Genomic DNA, 19,679 nt, shown 5'->3' on the forward strand with positions numbered 1-19,679 from the left:
AGTATGGCTGATATTGATTCAGTATTAGAGCAAGTAAGAGAACATTATTTATCAGCATATGTTGTAGCTGCTCGTGATTACAAAATTAAATTTGATCCATCCAGTCCGGAAGTACTGTTGGAAATTGGTGGAAGAGAGGAGCTACCTTACCCGTATAGATTGTATAGAATGGATCTTATGAGTGGTGCTGTAGAGCCGCCAAACATGACTGACTTCAATCATGATTCACATTTAACTTTTGCACCAATTCAGTTTACCGTTTCTGGAAAGCTTGCAGTGAGGTTATCTTCTATTTCTTGGAATGCTGTGGAGTTTGAAAGCTCGTGTTTCGCTCGTGAGAGCGAGTTACTATCAAATTGGGCTTTAAAGTGGCTGGATGTAGATGAAATCAATGAAACTGATGAACATGGTTTTGGCGGTTACATCCATTCAATTACATACCCTGAAATAGAAAGTGGTAAATGTTCTTTTTCTGTTGATTTTGGCTCAGCGTCAATTGATAGTTTTTATGAGCTTATCAATGTGTTCCTTAATCTTGGTGTAAAAGAGTTGTCCATACATTCAGGTTCTTACCATGTGTAACCCTAACAAGCGCATAAACTCAGATTCGTGCTGCTGTGGCGTTACAAGGAAGGTTCGGTGATTCTATTTAATTCAAATATCATTGATATTTTACAAAAGGCTCTCAATGAGCAATGCCTAGATTCAACTTTATTATCTTCTTATGGTATTGGATTTATATTCGGTGAAGTAAATTTACATTGTCATGAGCGAGTTATTGCTCGTATCAACGGTGAAATCTATGAATGGGACGACTCACCTAATAGTGCGCCGTGGGGGAGTTTAGTTAGGCAACAATTTTCAGATGTTAGTTTAACTTCACCCAACTTTCTTAAAATTGCCTTGCAATCAGGCGACTATATCGAAAATGAAACGGTAGAAAACCAATATGAATCGGTCATTATTTACTTTCCATCCACAGGCAAAGAGATAATAATGGAAACGTTTTAGTAAAAACACGCATTAAGCGCGGGCATTATATGGCAAAGGAAGCTATGCGATTCATCCTCACAATTTCACTCTTATTTCTAGCTGGTTGCGCCAACGTTCAATACCTGCCTGAAGACGGGCTTGTAAAAATAGTAACTCAGAAATTAGTACCTACAGAAGATTGCAGTGGCCAAGGCATTCGTGCAGATTCAGCAAAAGCCTCTGAGAAACGTCATTTGCTAGATAACGAGATATTTTATGTATCTCCCGGTAAATGGGAAATTGCTTACTACCCAACCTATGAGGAATTAAAAAATGGTATATGTGAAGAAATGGAAATGCTAATAATTCATGGAGAGTTCACTATTTCTCATGAGTTTAAACAAGGCTTTAGTTACTTCATTTACCTCAACAAAGAACGTGAAGTAGGCATTAAGCAAAACGCCATATAACAAGCTAATAAATAAAGAAAAAATAGTTTCAGCTTTAATTTTCATATCATGTTTTCTATTTAGCGACTTAGTTGCAGGGAATCAGATGCAAGAAATACCTGGAAAAAGTATTAGTCTCGATTCATTGGAGAATATGTTTACTAACATTCAAAAAGAGACTAATTGGGACACCAACAAAACTTTGTTATGGGGATATTTTTTCACTCATAATGAACCTAAAAAACTAGAAGAAGCTTCAGTAGTTTTAGAGAAAAAAGGTTACAAAGTCGTCAGTATTTATCTTTCAGAGAAAGATAATTTGAATGACCCCGATTTATTTTGGCTCCATATTGAAAAAGTAGAGATTCACACGCCAGCAACCCTTGATGCACAGAATAACCAGTTTTATATCTTTGCTCATGAATTCGGATTAGATTCATACGACGGTATGGATGTTGGACCTGTAAGTAAATAAACACCTTACAAGAAGGGTGTATCATCCATACAAACGCATTAAGTGAGGGGATGCTAACAGCTGAATGATTTCCGCTTCACATTTTAACAAACAATTATAAGTCCCTGATTGGGAGTAATTTTAATAAGTGAGTATAATGAAATATTCTAGAATTGTGCTTTTTTCAGTAGGCTTGTTTTTATTGTCGGTTGTTTTATCAGCTACAGCGACATTAATTGTAGGTTTTGATGAAGCGGTTCAAAGTGTGTATTTCGACGTTTCTCTTCACGCTATATCTTTTGCAATCTTTCTATTTGCTTACTTTTATTTGGGCTATAAGGAAACAACTAGCCCATATAAGCAAGCTTTTTTAGTAGCGGCTGGTTATTGGTTCATTGAACTCGGAGTGGGTGTGCTCCTGTACATTTTATTAGAAGTTCCGATAGAACCTTTAATATATTTAATTACTGCTTTGCCACATGTAATTGCGACTTTATTAGGCACGCTACTTGGGATTCAATTACGCCTTAAAAAAGAGTTGAGCGCGAACACATATAACAAGCAATTACACTAACATTATTGGCAACAGATTATTTCGCCTCATAGTTTAGCAAGCTATTCTTAGCCTCTGAATGGGGCAGCACCAAACCAACTCAGGAAATACCATGCACAAAAAATCTCATTGGGAAACGGTTTACACTACTAAAGAATCAAATGCGGTGAGTTGGTTTCAGCCCCATGCGGTGACCTCAATAGAATTTATAAACCGTTTAAATCTTGAAAAAAGTGCTGCCATTATTGATGTGGGTGGTGGCGCGTCAACTTTGGTTGATGACTTGCTGTTAAATGGGCACACAAACCTAACGGTGCTTGATTTATCTGGGGCTGCGCTTGAAACGGCTAAAAAACGCATTGGTGATAGTTCAGCAAATGTAAAATGGATTGAAGCGGATATTACAGACGTAACACTGCCAAAACAGCAATTTGATGTATGGCATGATCGCGCGGTATTTCACTTTTTAACAACGCCTGAAGAGCGCAGCGCTTATATTAAAAACGTGCTGCATGCGTTAAAACCGCATGGCCACATTATAATTGCCACATTTGCAGAAGATGGCCCAGAAAAGTGCAGCGGTTTGCCTATTGTGCGCTACAGTGCTGAAAGCTTACACGGCGAATTTGGTGAGCATTTTGTGCTTAAAGAACAGCTCTATGAAACCCATAAAACACCGTTTGGTACAACGCAAGAGTTTGTGTTTTGCCACTTTGAAAAAAAGGGCTAGCAAGGGTGTAGGCACATATCGCGTTCTCGCCCTCTCCCTATCGCCCTATTTACTTTGTTTTGTCTTCGCTCTTTGCAGCAAACACATTATTCACTTGCTTCATTCACTGCCTTAATTTACTCCCTAAAATAAGTCACCAAATGTGGCAATAGATAAGCTGAACTTGGGAAAACGTATTTATTTTCCGATTTTAGTGAATTAAGCGCTAAAAAAGCGGATAATTACAGCCATTATGTTTGCCTTGCTGCAACCACCTATTCGCGGCGACACACTTGGAACCTAATTCATGGAAATCAAAGTAAATTATCTTGATAACTTGCGCTTAGAAGCGCTGTTTGACGACTTTAACGTTATTGCCGATCAGCCTATTCGCTATAAAGGCGATGGTAGCGCACCTGGTCCATTCGATTATTTTCTTGCCTCATCTGCGCTATGTGCGGCGTATTTTGTAAAGGTGTACTGTAACGCGCGCGATATTCCAACTAACGATATTCGCCTGTCGCAAAACAACATTGTTGACCCTGAAAACCGTTACAACCAAATCTTTAAAATTCAGGTAGAGCTACCAGAGAGCATTTCTGACAAAGACCGTGAAGGTATTTTGCGCTCTATCGACCGTTGTACCGTTAAAAAGGTGATTCAAACAGGCCCTGAGTTTGTAGTAGAAGCAGTTGAAAACCTCGATGAAGACGCGCAAGCCATGTTAATGGGTCAGCCGGAAGGCGACGCCAACACCATGATTTTAGGTAAAGACTTACCGCTTGAGCAAACCATTCAAAACATGACCAAGATTTTAGAAGACTTGGGTATGAAAATTGAAATCTCATCGTGGCGTAACATTGTACCAAACGTATGGTCGCTTCATATTCGCGATGCGGCATCGCCGATGTGTTTCACTAATGGTAAAGGCGCAAGCAAAGAAAGCGCGCTGTGTTCGGCACTTGGCGAATTTATTGAGCGTTTGAACTGTAACTTTTTCTATAATGACCAGTTCTTTGGTGAAGAAATTGCCAATAGCGATTTTGTGCATTATCCAAATGAAAAGTGGTTTAAACCAGGCCCAGATGACGAGCTACCACACGAAATTTTAGACGACTACACGCTGGATATTTACGACCCAGAGCAAGAGCTACGTGGCTCTAACCTAATTGACACTAACTCAGGTAATGTTGAGCGCGGTATTTGTTCAATTCCGTACACCCGTCATTCAGATGGCGAAACGGTTTATTTTCCGTCAAACCTGATTGAAAACTTATTTTTAAGTAACGGCATGAGCGCGGGTAACAACCTTGCAGAGGCCAAAGTACAGTGTTTATCTGAAATCTTTGAGCGCGCGGTAAAACGCCAAATCATCGAGCAAGAAATTGTATTGCCAGATGTACCAGAAGACGTACTGAACAAATACCCAAGCATAGTTGCGGGTATTAAAGGGCTAGAAGAGCAAGGCTTCCCAGTCGTCATTAAAGATGCCTCACTTGGCGGTCAGTTCCCTGTAATGTGTGTTACCTTAATGAACCCGAAAACGGGCGGCGTTTTTGCCTCTTTTGGTGCGCACCCAAGTTTTGAAGTGGCGCTTGAGCGAAGCCTTACTGAGCTATTGCAAGGCCGCAGTTTTGAGGGCTTAAACGATGTACCTAAGCCAACCTTTAACTCTATGGCAGTACAAGAGCCAGAAAACTTTGTTGAGCACTTTATTGATTCAACAGGCACTATTTCTTGGCGTTTCTTTAGTGCGAAGCACGATTACGAGTTTGTGGAATGGGATTTCTCAGGCACTAACCAAGAAGAGTGCGATGCCCTATTTGGTATTTTAGAAGACCTTGGTAAAGAAGCATATGTTGCTGAATTTACTGGCCTTGGTACCGCATGCCGTATTTTGGTACCGGGTTATTCTGAGGTTTACCCAGCAGAAGACTTAATTTGGGATAACACCAATAAAGCACTTTTATACCGCGACGATATTTTAAACCTGCATTCACTGTCTGACGATGAGCTAGCTGATTTAGTTAATCGTTTAGAAGAAAGCGAGCTCGATAACTACATTGATATTATTACCCTAATTGGTATTGAGTTTGATGAAAACACAGTGTGGGGTCAGCTTACTATTCTAGAGCTTAAGCTATTAATTTACTTAGCATTAGGCGATTTAGAAGAAGTAAATAACCTCGTTGAAAGCTTCTTACAGTACAACGATAACACCGTTGAACGCGGTCTATTCTATCAAGCGCTACACGCGACACTGCAAGTAGCACTTGATGACGAACTTGAGTTTGAAGACTACCAGCATAACTTCACGCGCATGTTTGGCGAGGAAGTAATGAACGCGATTATTGGCTCTATTAATGGCGATGTGCGTTTTTATGGTTTAACACCAACTAACTCGCAGCTAGAAGGCCTAGATAAGCACCTACGCTTAATCGAAAGCTACAAAAAGCTGCACAGCGCTCGCGCAAAATTAGCGGGTAAGTAAAGCGTTATAAAATTAAAAAGCCCGATGTATTCGGGCTTTTTGTATCTCTTTTTTAACTAATTTGTACCCTGTAAATTTTACACACTCACCTGTTCTACCCTTTGTAAATTTTTCAAACTGGTAGTTTTTACACACTCCAAATTTAATTAAACAACTGAAATATATAAACAAAATAAAGGTATGATTTTTGTAACACCTAAGCTTTAAGGATTATGAGGTGTTAGGAACATGCATGTTACGCTAATTTATTTTTTACTCGTTTCACTTGCTGCGGGTTTAGTTTTTATATCTCAAAGCCCCATTTTTATTTTTGCCAGTAGCTGGATTTTTTTAGCGCTGTTAATCGTTTTTTCTGCGTATTTGCTTGAAAAACCGCATCTATTTCGTAAACGTGCTACAGGCCAAATCCCACTATTTTTTAAGCTACTGTTACTGCCTTACTTATTGGGTGCACAAATTTACAATGCGTGGCAACGCAACAAAGACTCAGTGCCTGCTTTACAACAGGTTGAAGACCAGATGTTTATAGCGTGTCGTTTATTTCCAAGCGACATTCCAATGCTTAAATCACACGAGATAGGCGCAATTTTAGATGTAACCGCTGAGTTTGACGGGTTAAATTGGTCTGCTGATCAAGAAGGTCTGTATTATTTAAACTTGCCGGTGCTTGATCATCACTCACCTTCGCGCAAACAAATTCGCCATGCACTACGCTGGATTGAAGCAATGCACTCGCTAAACAAAAAAGTGGTGATCCACTGTGCGCTTGGACGTGGCCGTTCAGTATTTTTACTGTGCACCTATTTGTTATACAAACACAAACTAAGTGCCCATAAAGCGCTTGATAAAATAAAAGCATTACGCCAATCAGCGCGTTTAAATCGCTCGCAAAAAAAGCGTTTAAATGCTATTGCACACATTGATTTTTTAGCTAAAACACAAGTTTTACCGCTGGTTATTAATCCTGTTTCGGGTGGTGGTAAATGGTACCAGTACGACAATCAAGTGATTGGCTTTTTAACCCAGCGCTATTTGTTAGCTTTTCATTTTACTGAAAAAAATACCAATGTAAGTGCGCTAACTCATAAGTTAAAACGTAAATACTCATCGGTAATTGCCTGCGGTGGTGATGGCACAGTCACTGCGGTGGCTCACGCACTTACCAACAGTGATTGCCATTTAGGCTTTATTCCCCTTGGCACAGCTAATGCGCTTGCCCATGTTTTATTGGGTGTGCAATCTAAATTTGATCCAATTACGCCTGCTTGCGAGGCCATTGTAAGAGGTAAGTTAGAGCAAATTGACACCATCCAGTGTAATGAACACACGGCACTGTTATTGGTGGCATTTGGTTTTGAAGAGCAGATGATCAGCTTTGCCAATCGTGAAGAAAAAAATCACGGCGGACAATTTGCCTATATTAATGGTTTTATTAACGCGCTTTCAGAAGGTAAAACTCAAAAAGTTAGCCTTGCGGTTGACCAACAAGCTGCCCAAGAAGTGGAAGTAACCAGTATTGCTATTGCAAACGCTGCGCCCTTTTCAACGTTACTTGCACAAGGTGGCGGTGCGCCCAACTATCAAGATGGTAAGTTAGATCTTACCGTGCTTAAAGCTGGAGAAAACACAAGCCAAATATTAAGCATGGCGCAACTGGTTTTTAATAGCCTAGAAAGTAACACTGCAATAGCACAAGACACGCTAAAACATACCTTGTGCAAACGGGTTTGTTTACAGCAACACGGTGAACCAGTAAGGTATAGTATTGATGGTGAAATTAAAACGTGTGAAACATTAACCGTTGAAATAAAAGAAAAATCATTATGGATTATGACAAAGTAGCCATGCCTATTTTGTAATGCAGTACATAGAGGACAGTATGAAAACAGTTTTATTGGTAGATGACGACACCGAATTTAGTGAACTGGGTGCGCGTATTTTCGAATACATTGGCTGTGAAGTTTACACCGCACAGAGTATTGCTGAAGCAAAAGAATGGCTGGCAAGCACACGTTTTGATCACGTATTTTTAGACTTTATGCTGCCAGATGGTAGCGGCATTCACCTTATCGACTTTATACGCGGCCAGAACATTAACGTTAATATTACGCTAATTACTGGCCACCCTTCGGTAAAAACTGCGATTGCGTCACTGTGTGATGAGCAAATCGACTATTTAACAAAGCCTATTCAAGCCGACGATGTTAAAGGCGTTTTATTTAAAGAAAACACCTCAAATAAAAGCGCTAACACAAGCATTAAGCGCCATTTTGGCTGCTTAATTGGTGAGTCAACTGCTGCAAAAAACTTAGTTACCATGATTGAGCGCGTGGCTAAAACCAACGCCAATGTTTTGCTGATTGGCGAAAGTGGCGTTGGTAAAGAAATCGTGGCAAAAGCCATTCATAACGCCAGCCAATGCCAAGGTGAACAAGTGTCAGTAAACTGTGGTGCAATCACCAAAGACTTAATTGGCAGTGAGCTATTTGGCCATGAAAAAGGCGCATTCACAGGGGCTGTAGCACAGAAAAAAGGGGTGTTTGAACAAGCGGAAAACGGCACTTTGTTTTTAGACGAAGTTACCGAAATGCCAATTGATATGCAGCCAAACTTATTGCGCGTGCTCGAAACGCAAAAGGTAACTCGTGTTGGCGGTAACAAACAAATCCCTGTTAATTGCCGCGTGGTGTCGGCAACCAACCGCACCATGGCTGAAATTGCCGAAAAGAAAGTGCTGCGAGAAGATATTTATTTTCGCTTAGCGGTATTTCCAATTGAAATTCCGCCGCTTCGTGAGCGCAAAGAAGACATTGCGCTGTTAAGCGATTTTTTTCTCGCCGAGCTTAATAAAGAATACAAAACGCAGTATCAATTTTCACCAAGCAGCAAAGAGGTTCTTTATGCGCATCATTGGCCGGGTAATATTCGTGAGTTAAAACACTGTATTCACCGCGCATTTATTATGGCGGAGCCAACTAAGCAATGTATCAATATTGATAAAATTGAGCCTTCGCCGTTTGCGGGCACAGTAGTGCAAACACAGTTAGCGCCAAGTGCTACACAAGTAACACACGCTAGCCAACAGCCAATAGTTAATGCCCCTGAAATTGATGTAGGTAAGACCATAGAAGAAGTCGAAAAAGAGCTTATTTATAAAACACTTGAATCCGTGGCTGGCAATAAAACATTGGCAGCTAAACTGCTTGGGATCAGCACCAAAACGCTCTATAACCGACTAAATGCCTACGACGAGCCACAGCAATAATCCATGGGAGTAACAATGACAAACTCAAACGATGAACTAAACACCTTAGTGCACGATGCGAGAAAACCACTAAACCATATTTCAATGCATGCCGAGATCATTAAAATTCTCAGCGAAGATGCAGCTAAGCACCCTGAAATTTGCGATGCCGCTAATAAAATAATTGCCGCTTCAAAAGCCTGTAGTGAGTTGCTGCAAGTTATTTCTGAGCGAGCTAAGTGAGCCACATGAACGCATTTTTAAATCGCATCATTCATAGTATTGGCTTTGCTTGGTGTGCCTTTTCTATTATTTTGCTTGGCATTGGCGCAATTACCTTTGTTGGCCTTAAAAATAACCGCGACATTGCAACAATTCAGCAGAGTTTTCAAAATACGTCTAATGTGATGTTGGCGATTGACCGCTTGCACATAGATATTTTAAATGCCGAATCAAGTCAGCGCGCTTATTTAGTTACCTTGCTAGAAGAAGATTTAGCCCCTTATAAAAATGCGTTACAGCAGTTTTCAGAAAGCTTACAACAAGCTCGCGATATTCGCTCAGAAAGCAGCATTCAGCAGACCCGTATTGATAATTTTGTACGTTATGCCGAAGCCAAGTTTGCGCTAGTTGGTGCAGGTATTCGTCATGTTCAAACAAATGCCGATCGCCCACCTAAACGCCTGCTAAAAGACATCCAAATTGATAATTTAGATTTACGTACCATTTACCAAGAAATTATTGATAACGAAACCGTTATTCGTAATCACTTGCTAACACGATTAAACAATGCGCGCATTGCCTCTGAAACCAACCTTATTTGGTTTGCCGTTATTAGCATTGTCATTAGTGGCCTTTTTTTAGTGTTATTAATTAAACACTTACGAAACGTAAAAGAAAACGCGCAAGAACTTGAGAAAAGTAACGAACTGCTTGAAGAAAAGGTACTTGAGCGCACACAAGCACTTGAGCTGTACGCTGAAGAGCTTGGCCGCAGTAACCGCGAGTTAGAAGATTTTGCGTTTATTGCTTCGCACGATTTACAAGAACCGCTACGAAAAATTCGGGCTTTTTCAGCACGTATCACTGAGCTGTATAACGATAAAATTGACGACAAAGGCAAAGATTACCTATTGCGCATGGACAACGCAGCTGCGCGCATGTCATTACTAATATCTGATTTATTGGCACTATCGCGCGTAACCACCAAAGGTAAAGCGTTTAAAGAGGTCAACTTAGACGCCTTGGTAGATGGCGTGATAGATGATTTAGAAATTGCTATTTCTGAATCTGAAGCACACATTAACATCGACACGCTGCCAGTAGTTAAAGGTGATGAAAGTCAGCTGCGCCAATTATTTTTAAATTTACTGTCTAACGCACTTAAATTTAAACGACCAGATAACCCACCAGTTGTAAGCGTTAAGGTGGAGCAGTACCAAGCGCCAGCCACCCACCTAGAAGACATCACCAGTGATTGGTTAAAAATAACCATTTCAGATAACGGTATTGGCTTTGAGCAAAACTACAGCGAAAAAATATTTACGCCATTTCAGCGTTTGCACAGTCGCACAGAATACCAAGGCACAGGCATAGGTTTATCTGTTTGCCGCCGTATTGTGGAACGTCATGGCGGGCAAATTACTGCACAGGGTGAAGTAAACAAAGGCGCGACTTTTACATTGGTATTACCGGTATTGGCAACGTCATTTAATATAGAGGAACAACACAATGCTTGATCAAGAAGTTAGGCGCATCAATATTTTAATGGCCGATGATGATGAGGATGACCGACTACTGACGCAGGATGCGCTTGAGGAAAGCCGCGTTTTAAATAACCTTTATTTCGTAAATGATGGGGTTGAATTATTAGCTTATTTAAATAACCAAGCGCCATTTGAAGACACCCAAAAATACCCGCGCCCAAGCATTATTTTGCTCGATTTAAATATGCCGCGAATGGATGGCCGCGAAGCACTAAAACGCATTAAAGAAACCCCGCATTTACGTGCTATTCCCGTAGTAATTTTAACCACTTCAAAGCAAGAGGAAGATAAACTGCGCGGCTACGACTTAGGCGCCGCTTCTTACATAACTAAACCAGTTACGTTTGAAGGGCTTGTTGAACTGATGAAACAATTGGGCAAATATTGGATTGAAATCGTCGAGCTACCGTAAGGAAATCCCATGGAAAAGCTAAATCAAGTAAAGGTGTTATTGGTTGAAGATGATGAAGATGATTACCTGCTAACAGTTGATTACCTAGAGCAAATTCCTAATTATCAATTTGATGTGACCTGGCTATGCGATTATCAAAGCGTGCTAGATTTGCTTGCCAAAAAACACTTTGATTTATGCTTTTTAGATTACCAATTAGGTACCCATACAGGCTTGTCGATTTTAAAAGTAGCGAAATCGCTCAAGCTCAGCACGACCTTTATGATGCTAACGGGGCAGTCTGATGAAAACTTAGATGCCCAAGCCCTCGCTTTTGGGGCGGATGACTTTTTATTAAAATCAGAAATAAACAGCCCACGTTTTGTACGTGCCATACTGTATGCTTTATCGCGCCGAGATTTAGAAAGCGAGCGGCTTGAACGCTTTAAAGCAGAAGCAGAAAGCCGCGCAAAAGACCGTTTTATGGCGCACCTAAGCCATGAGTTACGCACCCCGCTCACATCAATCATTGGCTATACTCAACTTCTTCGCGAAAACCAACAGCACAGCACAATAAAACCAGAGTTAGATATAATCCATAACAACAGTGAACACTTACTTAACCTATTAAACGATGTGCTGGATTTATCGAAAATAAACGCCAGCAGTTTATCCCTTGAAAAAGAAAATACGGCGCTTGGGCCACTGATTGCCGACCTACAAAGTGTATTTTCTATGGAGGCGGCCAAAAAAGGCATTGCGCTCAATATAATAACTAAAGGTGATTTACCAAAAACCATCAACACAGATGCAAAACGACTAAAACAAATTTTGATAAATTTGGTATATAACGCCATAAAATTTACGCCTAAGGGCAAAGTAGATGTGGTGTTTGAACTTTTAAAGCAGAACACTCAATACCATTTAAAAGTGAGTGTTATCGACACCGGAATTGGCATTGCCAATGACAAATTAACGCAAATATTTAAACCGTTTGAACAAATACAAGATACCATCACACGTACCAAAGAAGGTGCAGGCCTTGGTTTAGCAATCAGCGCCGCCTTAGTTAAATTATTTGGCGGCGAGATAAATGTGCAGTCACAGTTAGGTGAAGGCAGTACTTTTAGCTTTTCTATTCATTTAGGCGAGCACATTGATACTTGCCAGCCCTTAGACTTGGCGCTTAATCAAAAAACACAAACACCCACTTTGGCACCCACTCTCTCTGGCAATGTGCTTATTGTGGAAGACTTACCTGAAATTCAAACCCTGCTTAATAATATTATTTCAAGTACTGGCGCTTGTGTTACTTGTGCAAACAATGGCCGTGAGGCGGTTGATTTACTCAGCAGCCAACAGCAGCAATTTGATATTGTTTTTATGGATTTACATATGCCTGAGATGGGTGGCAAAGAAGCCATAATCGCACTGCGTGAACGGAATATTCATTCGCCGATAATTGCCCTTACCGCTGCGGCACAAAAAGATAATATTGATACATTGCTGGCACTTGGCTTTGATGACATTATCACTAAACCGATAAACACCGAATTGCTTTATCAATCTTTGCAAAAACACCTCGAAAATACCCCAAGTAAAACCTCAAACGCAGCAACTTCAAACTTTGCGAATCGCTCTGAAAAATGCATTTTAGTGGTAGAAGATGATAAAAACGCCCGTGATTTAATGTGCTTATTATTGCAATCACTTGACTGTGAAGTGCTTGGCGTTGGCAGTTATGGCGAGTGTGTTGAGCTACTTAAACACGATAGCCAATTCGACACCATTTGCCTTGATCTAAACTTAAGTGATGGTTCAGGGCTAAGCCTTGCAAGCATAATTCGAGAACATAATTGCGACGCGAATTTAGTAATTGTCAGTGGCAGCGAGCCACCAGCAGAGCAACTTGCAGAACATCAAATTGAACATGTCATTTTAAAACCGGTATCGTTAAACGACCTTAAAAACGTGATTTAACAAACCTAAATTGAAAACTTATTTCAGCGATAGCCTATTAAGCAAAAATTGATTTTCCTTAGATTCAATCAGTTGAGAAGAGAAAAAATAACGAATCAAACAGCTTTAAGTATTGGCGAAATGGGCACGGATTATTTAAGTAATTCAGAGCCCACTTATGCAGCTAAAATTTTACTGTTTTTTAGCCCATTGCCTTGTTAGCGCTTGGGTTGTTTTGGTTTATATCATCCTTTAAAACCAATACAGCAAGGTAAATAAAACCAAGCGGTGGAATTAATGAAAGTAATACGCCAATAAGCGCAGCGAGTTTTGGCGAATTGGTTTTACGTTTTCCTAAATAAAAACTCAAAAAACCAACAACTAAAACAGAGATAACAACTAACTCACCAATCAGTGTTGCATTAATATTCATGTGTTAATGTCCTTATAAACAATATGAAAAATGACTATATCTGCTTTTCTATCTTTTGTGAATTTTTTGCTGGGATAACCACTTTTTCTTGGCCTAATCCACCAATTTCAAATAGTTCAAAGCCATATTGCTTGGCTTTATAATTTACAAAAGCAAGTACCTCGGTACTATCTAAATCAAACAAGTTTAGCTCGACGCAAACTTCGCGATGTTGGTTTTGATCTTCAAACCATACCCTTGTGTTGCCTTTTATAATTACAAACCCTGCGCGTTTTACGTCTTGCCAAGCGATGGTATTTTCAGTGTTTTTTTCTATTCTAAAAACACCTGCTTGGTCAATTTTACACACATCCTTTTGATGAGCCTTAAATTTCTTTTTACCAGAGTAGTAAATAAACGGTAAAGTCGCCAACAGTATCGGCCCGCCGTAGCGCCTGATATCGTGCGGGTTACCGTATAAAAAACCATAAACCCCAATAAGACCTACCGTTAAAACAAACAAAGCCATAGCAAGATTATTATCTTGATACTGAGCATTAAATTCAGCGGTTTCAAACCACTGCTGTATGCGAGACTTAATTTCAACCACGCGCTCTGGATAAGCGTTTTTATCTATGCTGTTTAACGCTTCTAAGAGTGATTTATAACTGTAGTTTTCGTAATTTGGTTTCATCAAAAGTCGTTTTAAATTATTTATAAGTGAAACTACCGCAAATTTAAGTTGTGTTTATAAATTCATCCACCACTGGATCATTTTTTGATCGTTCGCTTGTTCAGCAAGCTTTATATTATCAACAATGTAGGGTTTTAAAATCGCGTAAGCATCTTCACGGCTGTGGGTTTTTAATAACACATTGCGATATGCGCGGATCAAGGTGTAGCGCTGATATGGAATGGCTCTGTCGTATTTTAATTCAAAAAGCTGATCAATAACGTGCTGTGCGCGGGTGAGCTCGCCGTCTTTTGTTAAACGGTGAAGCCACTGCGTACCAATATTTATCGCGGCGTTAGCATCATTACACTGGCCGCAGTATTCACTTTGCCAGGTTTCATGCATGTAATTTGTAATATAAAACGCGTACAAAGGGTAAAACTCATCCACTGTGCCACGGCCTAAAAACCCCGCCATCTCTTGCACATCATTGCCGCGATTTTTCAACATGCGGGCGTAAAGTACTTTAAAGTCGCGTTTATATTTATCAATGCCGGTATTTTTATCATGATACGCTTTCATTTCTTCGGGCGTATAATTCATTGGATCTAAATATTTAATCGGCACCGAATGCCACCAATCTGGCTTTGGTACAGCAGCTTCAAACTCAGGCCACGATGGCCAACTTTTTTGCTGCTCTTTTTCACGCTCAACCAGCTCTTGATAGCTTTCACCACAGCCTGTGGCAAGTAACAACCAAGTGAAAGACAATAAAAAAGAAACGAGTAATCGGCTATGGCGCATAAAATTCCTTGTGGCACACCAGCAAAATAGTTATCGCCAGTATATAACGGAACAAAGAATAATCGCGAAAGTTCTTTTTATTTCTAAAATCTAGCCTTAGCAAAAAAGAAATTAGTAAACAAAATAAGCCTCAAACCCCATTAAATATTCAAATTAATTAATACCCGTTAAGGTATTATCGATTTGGCTTTGTTCTTCTTGGCTTAAGGTTGAAGCATAAAATTGCGGTTTAGCTAATAAAAACCCTTGGTAATAATCAGCACGATAGCTTTGTAGGATTGCCAGCTCTTCTTCACTTTCAATACCCTCTGCAATTACTTTTGTGCCATTATCGTGCGCCAGTTGAATAAGGTGTTTAACTATCGTTTGTTTGTAAGGGTCGTTATGTAAGTTGCGCACTAAATCCATATCGATTTTAACGTAATCGGGGCGGTATTTATGCAGCATGTTAAGCCCAGACCATCCCGAGCCAATATCATCTAATGCCACACCGAAACCGGCATTGCGGTAAAAGTTTAAAATGCCACGCATTACCGATTCATCTGAGGCAGTTGTGGTTTCGGTAATTTCAAAAACCACATCTTCAGGGCGTATACCTAAGGCATTAATGGCCGAGGCTGTTGCTCGTAGGCAATACGATGGGTCGTAAATACTGGAAGGGTTGAAGTTTATAAACAATTTGCCGTTTAAACCTGACTTTCTAAAATGTCCTACCGCTGAGCGCCTCGCTATTAGGTCAAGGGAAAAAAGTAAGTCAGAACCTTCTGCTAATTTAAACGCATGTGATGGCGGCACAATATTATTAAATTCATCTTTAATGCGAAACAGACCTTCAAATGCAAAAGGCGAAGGGTTGCCTTGCTCATCTAATGAAAAAATCGGCTGAAAGTGCGTTTCGTAACGATGATTTTCTATGGCTTGAATAATCCACTCGCTGTTTAAGCGATTAATAAGCACACTTGCTGGCACAATTCGGCCAATATCGCTAAATGTAGGCTCGCCACCATCGGTTGTGGTGATTTTAGAAGCATTTAATTCATTAGGCTCAAACTCACCAAAAAGCCCCAGTAAAAAACGATTTACCTGCTCTTTTTTTACCTCAACACGAATGCTGTGTGAGTCTGTTTGTGCTGCGGGGTAATTTCCGTTGCCACAAAAAAGAATAGCTTTATTTACACTCTCAAAAGTGGGCAAAAATAACCAAAACGTTGTTTTATCAAAAAGGTAGTTTTCAATTCGCTCGCAATCTGCACAAAACATTGTCCATATCCTAAATTAGCCATGTGTTAGCTATACGGCAGAAATTTGAAAATGGTTTAACAATAACTAGAGCAAACATACGTATTTACACAGTAAAACGACCAGTACGGTACGTGTAAATTCCCTTTTATTATTTAATAACAAATTTTAAATCAATTGCTTATTAAAAACTTTAAACTCCCCTTTTTGAATCAAATTATTGTGAATATGGTAAATGCACAACATTTCGACTGTGCCTTTTCCCTCAGGAAAGTTACGTGTAATGAGTTCGTGGTCGATAACCACATTGTCACACACAATGCGGTTTATTAGCGCTGCATGTAAATCTGGCTCGGCAAACCGAATACGCATATTTTCGCGCATTTGCTGGTGCCCTGATGCCAATACCTCACCATCCGTTGAAAACTGAATTGCATTTTCAGCGTATGTATTAAGCCAAGCATCTAGGTTTTTATTATTGTATGCATCCAGCTGATTTTGAACAATTAATTCGGCACTTGTCACGTTAACACTCTTATTAAATAAAACGAGAGCGCATATTAGTATCAGAGAAAACAACTCCCCGCCATATTAGATTTTATCCTTCGTCTAATTACGCTGAAAAACGGGTACAAAAAGTATCTTTTTAGCTGGAGCTCGGCGCGAATCAATAAACAGTGCAACAAACAACAAAAAAGCACCCGAAGGTGCTTTTTAAAAATGCAGTAAAAATGGTTTAATTAAGATTGTTTTACAACACGAAGTTCGTCTTTAACTGTTTCAACATCGTCTGCATTTTTAGCAATGTTAATTGCTAACTGCTTTTCAGCTTCCGAATCTACTTCACCTGTAAGGGTTACTGTTTGCTTTTCAACATCAACATCAATGCTGGTGCCGCTAATGTCAGTATCAAACAGTAGGCGTGTTTTGATTACAGTTGCAATTTTTGCGTCAACAAAATCAGACTCTAATTTGCTCTCTTGCTGCTCTGATTTGCTGTTTTTATTTGGAATAACCGTTAATCGGTTATCTACCTCTGTTACTCCATCAATGCCCATCACAAGCTCTTTCGCAAGCTTTTTGTCTACTTCGTGATTAACCTTACCCGTCAGTGTTACAACACCTTTATCAACGTCAGTATTAATATCAAACGAGTTTAGGTGAGTATTAAACAGCAATGTGGCTTCAGCTTTACCATCAATCCATGCATCGCTGGCTTCTTTTTCCCACTTGTTTTCTTTCGCATTTACTGAAAGCGCAGTGGTTGATAATACAGTAACTAGTGCAAGTGTGTTTAATGTACGATTCATAATAAATTTCCTTTTTTGCTGGGTTCGATATACTTTTTGCATTTCGCATACCAACTATATTTTACATAAATATCAAAAACTTAAATTCAAACTAATTTTCAGCAATGTAGCTTTTACACAACTACCGTGAAAAATCTTCCGGCATTTTTTACATAAATTTGAAAGCGTTTCAGCACCAAAACAAAGCAACCCTTTAGTGCATGGTTGTTTTTGAGCCATGGCATACAACCTGCGTAATAACGTTATTACTTTATAAAGGAGTTGTTATGTCGATTACATTGGAAAAATTTTGGTCTTTAATAAATGAAAAGCTCACTCACTGGCTTGAAATCACCATCAAAAATTTACCTAACATGGTGATTGCTTTGCTGATTTTTATTGTCTTTTTGCTGCTCGCGAAATGGCTATCCGTATGGATTAAAAAATTACTCAATCGCATTTTTGAGTCATCGCAAGTTGCAGGTCTAATTACTGGCATTTGTCGCATGGTGGTCATTATTGTGGGCTTCTTTTTTGCGCTCGATATTATGGGGTTGTCAAAAGCGGTGGCGTCGTTACTGGCAGGTGCAGGTATTATTGGTCTGGCGATTGGTTTTGCATTCCAAGATATGACCGAAAACTTAATTGCAGGCATTGTTATGGGCATTCGCAAACCCTTCAAAGTGGGCGACATTATTGAAGCAGGAGACACTTTTGGCACTGTACAGCGTATTAATTTACGCAATACCTTAATTGAAAACTTCTACGGCCAGCTCGCCATTGTGCCCAATAAAACCTTATTTAAAAATGAGCTACTTAATTACTCGCGCCTCGCTAAAAGACGCATTGAAGTAGCTGTGGGCATTTCGTATGCCGACGACGTAAATAAAGCACGTGACGTAATTTGTAGCGCAATAAATCAGCTCGATGGGGTTATAAATAAAGATGAAACCGCCGTTTATGCCAGTGAATTTGCCGATAGTTCGGTTAATTTACTAGTGTGGTTTTGGATTGATTACCCTGGCCAAATCGGCTTTATGGAAATGCGACATAAAGCCATTGCCACAATTCATAAAACACTCGAGAAAAACGACATTCTTATTCCATTCCCTATTCGTACTTTGGACTTTAATGCAAAAGGTGGACGCTCTTTGCAAGAGTTACAGAGTCAAGGCAAGTAAAAACTTCACAGTACCTGTAAATGTGTCACAGGTACTTTTTAACAAAAACAATAACCAACTGAATTTATTAGTTATTTTATTTGGCACATGCTATGCAACAGTAACCATGAACCATTTAGAAATTTTAAAAGGAGCATTTATGTCAAACTCTGATTACAACTTAACCCCAGTAAAAGAGCTTGTGAAAGTTTTAAATGGCGGTATTGAATTTTACAAAGCAGCCAAGTCAAAAGTATCGAGCCAAAGCTTAGAAATTATCTTCGAGCGCATGATCTCTGAAAAAGAGCGCGCTGCCGCTGAATTACAAACCTTTGTGGTGATTGATGACGGTGAAATTGAAACGGATACCGACACTATCGTGTCGCTACGTGAAACTTACACTAAGGTACTCTCGCTAATAAGCACGGATAAAGAGCACACTTATATTTCGCAGCTTGAAGAAGTTGAAGACCGCGTGCTTGAAAAAATTGACTCTGCGCTAAAAGAGCCCTTACCAGCGCCTTATTTCAGCACATTGAAGCTGATACAAAATAGCATGCAAGCATGCCACGATGAAATGAAAGCATTACAAGAAGTAACCGCTTAATTTCAATTAACTAAACCGAATTTTAAGGAGGATTTATGCTCGGTTGGTCACTTACATTTGTTGTTTTAGCGATTATCGCAGCGTTACTTGGTTTTGGTGGCATCGCAGGTGCCGCAGCAAGTATCGCGAAAATACTGTTCTTTGTTTTTGTTGCGCTATTAGTGCTGTCTTTAATCTTACCCAGAGTAAGGCCGCCTCGCATTTAGTATTAACGAATAACGCGCCCACTTTACAGATTGAATATTAGAAGGAAATTAACCATGAATACATTAATGACGATGTTAAAAGTAACTGCAATTTCTGCACTATTTGCGCTAACAGGTTGTTCAGAAGGCCCTGCGGAAGATGCTGGTGAACGCATTGATGACGCCATCACGGATGCAAAAAATAAAGCCGAAGATTTATGTGAGAAAGCTAAAGAAGAAATCGGCAGCGAAGACAAAAACTGCTAATTCACACACCAATTAAGTGTGAAATTGATTAAAACCTATCCCTAACGAGCCTAAG

General features: G+C 39.7%; 23 protein-coding genes. 17 read left to right on the forward strand and 6 right to left on the reverse strand.

Features of this window, described 5'->3' with window-relative positions; all coding sequences use genetic code 11:
- Positions 1-3: 3 nt before the first annotated feature.
- From AAEU29_RS08090 to AAEU29_RS08150, 13 genes are all read left to right on the forward strand, one after another.
- Entirely contained in the window at positions 4-582 is a 579-nt protein-coding gene (locus tag AAEU29_RS08090) for a hypothetical protein (protein WP_421972845.1), read from the forward strand.
- Between the two features lie 57 nt (positions 583-639).
- On the forward strand, positions 640-1,011 hold the full coding sequence (locus AAEU29_RS08095) for a hypothetical protein (RefSeq protein ID WP_421972846.1): 372 nt from the start codon (positions 640-642) through the stop codon (positions 1,009-1,011).
- Positions 1,012-1,055: 44 nt separating this feature from the next.
- On the forward strand, positions 1,056-1,442 hold the full coding sequence (locus AAEU29_RS08100; protein WP_421972847.1) for a hypothetical protein: 387 nt from the start codon (positions 1,056-1,058) through the stop codon (positions 1,440-1,442).
- Between the two features lie 85 nt (positions 1,443-1,527).
- The gene (locus tag AAEU29_RS08105) at positions 1,528-1,896 is read left to right on the forward strand and encodes a ribonuclease E inhibitor RraB (RefSeq protein WP_421972848.1); all 369 of its coding nucleotides are present in this window, start codon (positions 1,528-1,530) and stop codon (positions 1,894-1,896) included.
- A gap of 136 nt (positions 1,897-2,032) precedes the next feature.
- Complete coding sequence (locus AAEU29_RS08110; RefSeq protein ID WP_421972849.1) at positions 2,033-2,449, forward strand: hypothetical protein; 417 nt, start codon at positions 2,033-2,035, stop codon at positions 2,447-2,449.
- Positions 2,450-2,540: 91 nt separating this feature from the next.
- A complete protein-coding gene (locus tag AAEU29_RS08115) occupies positions 2,541-3,158 on the forward strand; it encodes a class I SAM-dependent methyltransferase (RefSeq protein WP_421972850.1) in 618 nt (205 codons plus the stop codon).
- Between the two features lie 286 nt (positions 3,159-3,444).
- On the forward strand, positions 3,445-5,628 hold the full coding sequence (locus AAEU29_RS08120) for an OsmC domain/YcaO domain-containing protein (protein ID WP_421972851.1): 2,184 nt from the start codon (positions 3,445-3,447) through the stop codon (positions 5,626-5,628).
- A 228-nt stretch (positions 5,629-5,856) separates the two neighbouring features.
- Positions 5,857-7,470 carry a diacylglycerol kinase family protein gene (locus AAEU29_RS08125; RefSeq protein WP_421972852.1) on the forward strand — a complete coding sequence of 538 codons (1,614 nt, stop codon included), beginning with the start codon at positions 5,857-5,859 and terminating at the stop codon, positions 7,468-7,470.
- A gap of 37 nt (positions 7,471-7,507) precedes the next feature.
- Entirely contained in the window at positions 7,508-8,893 is a 1,386-nt protein-coding gene (locus AAEU29_RS08130; RefSeq protein ID WP_421972853.1) for a sigma-54-dependent transcriptional regulator, read from the forward strand.
- Positions 8,894-8,908: 15 nt separating this feature from the next.
- Entirely contained in the window at positions 8,909-9,115 is a 207-nt protein-coding gene (locus AAEU29_RS08135; RefSeq protein WP_421972854.1) for a histidine kinase, read from the forward strand.
- A 5-nt stretch (positions 9,116-9,120) separates the two neighbouring features.
- Entirely contained in the window at positions 9,121-10,611 is a 1,491-nt protein-coding gene (locus tag AAEU29_RS08140) for a sensor histidine kinase (protein ID WP_421972855.1), read from the forward strand.
- The gene (locus AAEU29_RS08145; protein ID WP_421972856.1) at positions 10,604-11,050 is read left to right on the forward strand and encodes a response regulator; all 447 of its coding nucleotides are present in this window, start codon (positions 10,604-10,606) and stop codon (positions 11,048-11,050) included. Before AAEU29_RS08140 ends, AAEU29_RS08145 begins: the two co-directional genes overlap by 8 nt.
- 9 nt (positions 11,051-11,059) lie before the next feature.
- Positions 11,060-13,009, forward strand: coding sequence for a response regulator (locus AAEU29_RS08150; RefSeq protein WP_421972857.1), 1,950 nt, complete (start codon positions 11,060-11,062; stop codon positions 13,007-13,009).
- 181 nt (positions 13,010-13,190) lie between these two features.
- Here AAEU29_RS08150 and AAEU29_RS08155 read toward each other — a convergent pair whose 3' ends face one another.
- From AAEU29_RS08155 to AAEU29_RS08180, 6 genes are all read right to left on the reverse strand, one after another.
- A complete protein-coding gene (locus AAEU29_RS08155) occupies positions 13,191-13,421 on the reverse strand; it encodes a hypothetical protein (protein ID WP_421972858.1) in 231 nt (76 codons plus the stop codon).
- Positions 13,422-13,455: 34 nt separating this feature from the next.
- On the reverse strand, positions 13,456-14,094 hold the full coding sequence (locus AAEU29_RS08160) for a hypothetical protein (RefSeq protein ID WP_421972859.1): 639 nt from the start codon (positions 14,092-14,094) through the stop codon (positions 13,456-13,458).
- Positions 14,095-14,148: 54 nt separating this feature from the next.
- Positions 14,149-14,877, reverse strand: coding sequence for a hypothetical protein (locus AAEU29_RS08165; protein WP_421972860.1), 729 nt, complete (start codon positions 14,875-14,877; stop codon positions 14,149-14,151).
- Positions 14,878-15,030: 153 nt separating this feature from the next.
- Positions 15,031-16,137, reverse strand: a complete 1,107-nt coding sequence (locus AAEU29_RS08170; RefSeq protein WP_421972861.1) for an EAL domain-containing protein — start codon at positions 16,135-16,137, stop codon at positions 15,031-15,033.
- Positions 16,138-16,284: 147 nt separating this feature from the next.
- The gene (locus AAEU29_RS08175) at positions 16,285-16,641 is read right to left on the reverse strand and encodes a nuclear transport factor 2 family protein (protein ID WP_421972862.1); all 357 of its coding nucleotides are present in this window, start codon (positions 16,639-16,641) and stop codon (positions 16,285-16,287) included.
- A 215-nt stretch (positions 16,642-16,856) separates the two neighbouring features.
- Positions 16,857-17,426 carry a BON domain-containing protein gene (locus AAEU29_RS08180; protein WP_421972863.1) on the reverse strand — a complete coding sequence of 190 codons (570 nt, stop codon included), beginning with the start codon at positions 17,424-17,426 and terminating at the stop codon, positions 16,857-16,859.
- Between the two features lie 266 nt (positions 17,427-17,692).
- Between AAEU29_RS08180 and AAEU29_RS08185 the strand changes: the two genes are divergently transcribed.
- From AAEU29_RS08185 to AAEU29_RS08200, 4 genes are all read left to right on the forward strand, one after another.
- Entirely contained in the window at positions 17,693-18,586 is an 894-nt protein-coding gene (locus tag AAEU29_RS08185) for a mechanosensitive ion channel family protein (RefSeq protein ID WP_421972864.1), read from the forward strand.
- 139 nt (positions 18,587-18,725) lie between these two features.
- The gene (locus tag AAEU29_RS08190; protein ID WP_421972865.1) at positions 18,726-19,172 is read left to right on the forward strand and encodes a PA2169 family four-helix-bundle protein; all 447 of its coding nucleotides are present in this window, start codon (positions 18,726-18,728) and stop codon (positions 19,170-19,172) included.
- Positions 19,173-19,207: 35 nt separating this feature from the next.
- Complete coding sequence (locus tag AAEU29_RS08195) at positions 19,208-19,378, forward strand: DUF1328 domain-containing protein (RefSeq protein ID WP_421972866.1); 171 nt, start codon at positions 19,208-19,210, stop codon at positions 19,376-19,378.
- Positions 19,379-19,432: 54 nt separating this feature from the next.
- Complete coding sequence (locus AAEU29_RS08200; RefSeq protein ID WP_421972867.1) at positions 19,433-19,624, forward strand: hypothetical protein; 192 nt, start codon at positions 19,433-19,435, stop codon at positions 19,622-19,624.
- Positions 19,625-19,679 lie beyond the last annotated feature (55 nt).

Origin of the sequence: Pseudoalteromonas aquimarina (assembly GCF_049257255.1) — a bacterium.
Taxonomy (GTDB): Bacteria; Pseudomonadota; Gammaproteobacteria; order Enterobacterales; family Alteromonadaceae; genus Pseudoalteromonas.

What these genes read in the sequence shown, in the direction of transcription:
- AAEU29_RS08120 (WP_421972851.1), top strand. Translation starts at nt 3,445, where the DNA reads ATGGAAATCAAAGTAAATTATCTTGATAACTTGCGCTTAGAAGCGCTG.
- AAEU29_RS08135 (WP_421972854.1), top strand. Translation starts at nt 8,909, where the DNA reads ATGACAAACTCAAACGATGAACTAAACACCTTAGTGCACGATGCGAGA.
- AAEU29_RS08165 (WP_421972860.1), bottom strand. Translation starts at nt 14,877, where the DNA reads ATGCGCCATAGCCGATTACTCGTTTCTTTTTTATTGTCTTTCACTTGG.
- AAEU29_RS08195 (WP_421972866.1), top strand. Translation starts at nt 19,208, where the DNA reads ATGCTCGGTTGGTCACTTACATTTGTTGTTTTAGCGATTATCGCAGCG.
- AAEU29_RS08155 (WP_421972858.1), bottom strand. Translation starts at nt 13,421, where the DNA reads ATGAATATTAATGCAACACTGATTGGTGAGTTAGTTGTTATCTCTGTT.
- AAEU29_RS08110 (WP_421972849.1), top strand. Translation starts at nt 2,033, where the DNA reads ATGAAATATTCTAGAATTGTGCTTTTTTCAGTAGGCTTGTTTTTATTG.
- AAEU29_RS08190 (WP_421972865.1), top strand. Translation starts at nt 18,726, where the DNA reads ATGTCAAACTCTGATTACAACTTAACCCCAGTAAAAGAGCTTGTGAAA.
- AAEU29_RS08200 (WP_421972867.1), top strand. Translation starts at nt 19,433, where the DNA reads ATGAATACATTAATGACGATGTTAAAAGTAACTGCAATTTCTGCACTA.
- AAEU29_RS08170 (WP_421972861.1), bottom strand. Translation starts at nt 16,137, where the DNA reads ATGTTTTGTGCAGATTGCGAGCGAATTGAAAACTACCTTTTTGATAAA.
- AAEU29_RS08180 (WP_421972863.1), bottom strand. Translation starts at nt 17,426, where the DNA reads ATGAATCGTACATTAAACACACTTGCACTAGTTACTGTATTATCAACC.
- AAEU29_RS08160 (WP_421972859.1), bottom strand. Translation starts at nt 14,094, where the DNA reads ATGAAACCAAATTACGAAAACTACAGTTATAAATCACTCTTAGAAGCG.
- AAEU29_RS08125 (WP_421972852.1), top strand. Translation starts at nt 5,857, where the DNA reads ATGCATGTTACGCTAATTTATTTTTTACTCGTTTCACTTGCTGCGGGT.
- AAEU29_RS08100 (WP_421972847.1), top strand. Translation starts at nt 1,056, where the DNA reads ATGCGATTCATCCTCACAATTTCACTCTTATTTCTAGCTGGTTGCGCC.
- AAEU29_RS08090 (WP_421972845.1), top strand. Translation starts at nt 4, where the DNA reads ATGGCTGATATTGATTCAGTATTAGAGCAAGTAAGAGAACATTATTTA.
- AAEU29_RS08185 (WP_421972864.1), top strand. Translation starts at nt 17,693, where the DNA reads ATGTCGATTACATTGGAAAAATTTTGGTCTTTAATAAATGAAAAGCTC.
- AAEU29_RS08140 (WP_421972855.1), top strand. Translation starts at nt 9,121, where the DNA reads ATGAACGCATTTTTAAATCGCATCATTCATAGTATTGGCTTTGCTTGG.
- AAEU29_RS08105 (WP_421972848.1), top strand. Translation starts at nt 1,528, where the DNA reads ATGCAAGAAATACCTGGAAAAAGTATTAGTCTCGATTCATTGGAGAAT.
- AAEU29_RS08130 (WP_421972853.1), top strand. Translation starts at nt 7,508, where the DNA reads ATGAAAACAGTTTTATTGGTAGATGACGACACCGAATTTAGTGAACTG.
- AAEU29_RS08145 (WP_421972856.1), top strand. Translation starts at nt 10,604, where the DNA reads ATGCTTGATCAAGAAGTTAGGCGCATCAATATTTTAATGGCCGATGAT.
- AAEU29_RS08150 (WP_421972857.1), top strand. Translation starts at nt 11,060, where the DNA reads ATGGAAAAGCTAAATCAAGTAAAGGTGTTATTGGTTGAAGATGATGAA.
- AAEU29_RS08115 (WP_421972850.1), top strand. Translation starts at nt 2,541, where the DNA reads ATGCACAAAAAATCTCATTGGGAAACGGTTTACACTACTAAAGAATCA.